Source organism: Vibrio sp. OPT46 (assembly GCF_015163535.1).
GTDB classification, from domain to species: domain Bacteria; phylum Pseudomonadota; class Gammaproteobacteria; order Enterobacterales; family Vibrionaceae; genus Vibrio; species Vibrio alginolyticus.
The window spans coordinates 25,893-28,875 of sequence record NZ_JADDYG010000494.1; the positions used below are offsets into that span (position 1 = coordinate 25,893).

3 protein-coding genes are annotated in these 2,983 nt (G+C 44.2%); 1 reads left to right on the forward strand and 2 read right to left on the reverse strand.

Annotated features, from left to right (window positions below; translation table 11 throughout):
* Positions 1 to 128 precede the first annotated feature (128 nt).
* Positions 129 to 1,571 carry a pyruvate kinase gene (gene pyk / locus IQR33_RS20860; RefSeq protein ID WP_005372972.1) on the forward strand — a complete coding sequence of 481 codons (1,443 nt, stop codon included), beginning with the start codon at positions 129 to 131 and terminating at the stop codon, positions 1,569 to 1,571.
* Between the two features lie 108 nt (positions 1,572 to 1,679).
* On the opposite strand, the gene IQR33_RS20865 is transcribed toward pyk, so the two are convergent.
* Entirely contained in the window at positions 1,680 to 2,831 is a 1,152-nt protein-coding gene (locus IQR33_RS20865) for a patatin-like phospholipase family protein (protein ID WP_005372971.1), read from the reverse strand.
* A 44-nt stretch (positions 2,832 to 2,875) separates the two neighbouring features.
* Positions 2,876 to 2,968, reverse strand: coding sequence for a YnhF family membrane protein (locus IQR33_RS20870; RefSeq protein ID WP_005372970.1), 93 nt, complete (start codon positions 2,966 to 2,968; stop codon positions 2,876 to 2,878).
* Positions 2,969 to 2,983: the final 15 nt, after the last annotated feature.

A 2,983-nucleotide genomic window follows, 5' to 3' on the forward strand; every position in this document is an offset into this window, starting at 1 on the left:
CTGTGCATATACTTATATTCAAATAGCTTTAAGGTGTGGGCTCAGCAACGAGGCTAACCTTGAGAGCGATTGCGTAAAGTAAGGATAGAGTTCAAGTTACCTTTACACACACATTCATCGGAGAATCTATGACTTCCAAATTAAGACGAACAAAAATTGTCACTACGCTGGGTCCTTCAACGGATAAGGACAATATACTTGAGGAGATCATCAAAGCCGGTGCAAACGTTGTCCGTATGAATTTTTCACATGGAACCAGTGAAGACCACATTCAACGTGCGAACAAAGTCCGTACCATTGCAGCAAGACTTGGGCGTCAGGTTGCAATTCTTGGTGATTTACAAGGCCCTAAAATCCGTGTATCAACGTTTAAAGACGGCCAAGTCATTTTGAATGTGGGCGATAAATTCACATTAGATAGTGATTTACCAAAAGGTGAAGGCAATCAAGAATCTGTAGGGTTAGATTATAAAGAACTACCGCAAGATGTTTCACCAAATGACATTTTATTACTCGATGATGGACGCGTTCAGCTGCAAGTTACTAAAGTAGAGGGTAATAAAGTTCATACCCGTGTGATTGTCGGTGGTCCATTGTCCAACAATAAAGGGATAAACAAAAAAGGCGGCGGATTGTCAGCAGATGCGCTCACAGAGAAAGATAAAGCTGATATTCTTACCGCCGCAGCAATTCAAGTGGACTACCTTGCTATTTCATTCCCGCGTAACGGCGAAGACATGCATTACGCTCGACGCTTAGCCAGAGATGCAGGCCTTGAAGCCATGTTAGTGGCTAAAGTCGAACGAGCAGAAACCGTCGCGACCAATGAGTCTATTGACGACATTATTCTCGCATCCGATGTAGTGATGGTTGCACGTGGTGACCTTGGTGTAGAAATCGGTGACCCTGAGCTCATAGGTGTCCAGAAAAAACTGATTCGCCGCGCACGCAGTTTAAACCGTATCGTGATTACTGCGACACAAATGATGGAGTCCATGATTACTAGCCCAATGCCAACGCGTGCTGAAGTGATGGATGTGGCCAATGCGGTTCTAGACGGCACTGACGCGGTGATGCTTTCTGGAGAGACCGCTGCAGGTAAATATCCTGTAGAAACGGTCAAATCCATGGCCGAAGTATGTGTGGGGGCAGAAAAAATGTCGGAGGCAAGTCTATCAACCTATCGCTTAGATAGAACCTTCGAAACCGCTGAAGAAACCATCGCAATGGCAACCATGTACTCTGCGAATCACATGGAAGGAATTAAAGCGATGATCTCGTTAACTGAGTCCGGCAGGACTGCGTTGATGATGTCTCGCTTAAGCTCTGGCTTGCCAATATTTGCCTTATCACGGAATGAATCGACACTAAATCGAGCAGCATTATACCGAGGCGTGACACCTGTATATTTCGAGTCAAAAAGTGATGCGGGTTTACCAACGGCTCAAGCAGCGATTACTAGCCTTAAAGAGCAAGGGTTCTTGCACAAAGGTGATTTAGTCATTATTACTCAAGGCGATGTAATGGATGTTGTTGGCTCAACCAACTGCATGCGCATTCTACAAGCGTAGTAGTTATACCTAACCGGAGTTAACCACAAGAACCCGCAAATAAGGCTCCGAAAATGGAGCCTTATTTATATGCTTTGTATATTGCGCACATCGTGAACGTAAGAAGGTTTATGCACTCTCTCTACCATCAATTTCAACATCCAGCTGGTCATAGAGTTGAACTAGGTTAAACCCAGCTTGAAGCCCAAGTTGATAGTCATGCTCTAGTGACTCTTGGTCACTTAACAAAGAAGAAGAACGAAGTCCCTCTTTAGGCGCAACTTGTAAAATAAAAGTGTCGTCAGGTGGAGCAGATATAAAGGCCTGAGTGAGCTCAAATGTTTGATAATGAATCATCAGCATGTCGGCTAAACCTGAATCAAAATTCTCACCAATCAGATGACTTAAACGATACAAGTTATCGGCACCGAACAACCAACGACCTCCATTTAACAGCATTTTCCCTGCAAGCTTCGATTGATGTGCTGCATTAATTTTTTGTTGGAAGAACGACGCCCAATCCAGCTTCCACTGATTCACTTTTTGCTGCCATGATTGCTGTACTGAGTTGATAGACTCCCGATACCATTCGACAGGCACATCCCCCACTTCACTTTGGGCTCTCGCTTCAATCTCTGAAAACGGCTCTGTGCGAATGACAATAATGTTGCGAGCATTCTGACGCCACGCTTCTTGTACAGGGATAGAGGCAGACACGCCGCCATCAACAAACTTATTGCCATTTACGTCGACAGGTCCGTGGTACAACTTGGGAATCGCACATGTCGCTAGCATAGTGTTAAACCACGAGTCATCCAAGATTGGTAGATATTGATCTGATAGCGTCTCTATATTCGTTACCGCAGCAAACGCTCCTCGTTTTCCCAATGCACTGCGACCTAAATCAAGGTCAAGCTTGTATGGGAAATCTTGAATCCGTTCTAATGCCCACTCTAAACCTAAGTACTGCTGCTTTCGGATATAGCGAAACAGATTAAAAAATTCAGGAGACGTTGTCAGCTCGGTAATAAAAGCTTTGCCCATGCCATGTTGACGACACAAGTAAGAACATAAGTTAAGTGCTCCGGCAGAGGTGCCATAGAATTCATCGAAAGGATCGAAGTTGGAAAGTAAAAAGGCGTCTAAAACGCCAGCGGTAAAAATCCCTCTCTGCCCTCCACCTTGCGTGACTAAAGCAGTTTTACCATGCCTAAAGTGCTCATAAACTTTTACATCAAGCTCTGCATGGCTTTCTGTGATTATACCGCTGTTACGTATCATAGGCTCACGCCATTTTGTTAAATCGTTTGGTAAAAGTGGTTATCTTAAGCTGTCGTAATAGCAATGATGCCAAATGACAAAAGCACTGCAAAAACAGTCACCACAATGATTAATGCGGATTTTAGATCGTGTTCCATAAACACCTCCTTAAT

Excerpts from the sequence above, each read along its gene's own strand:
- pyk (WP_005372972.1), top strand. The coding sequence starts at position 129 with ATGACTTCCAAATTAAGACGAACAAAAATTGTCACTACGCTGGGTCCT.
- IQR33_RS20865 (WP_005372971.1), bottom strand. The coding sequence starts at position 2,831 with ATGATACGTAACAGCGGTATAATCACAGAAAGCCATGCAGAGCTTGAT.
- IQR33_RS20870 (WP_005372970.1), bottom strand. The coding sequence starts at position 2,968 with ATGGAACACGATCTAAAATCCGCATTAATCATTGTGGTGACTGTTTTT.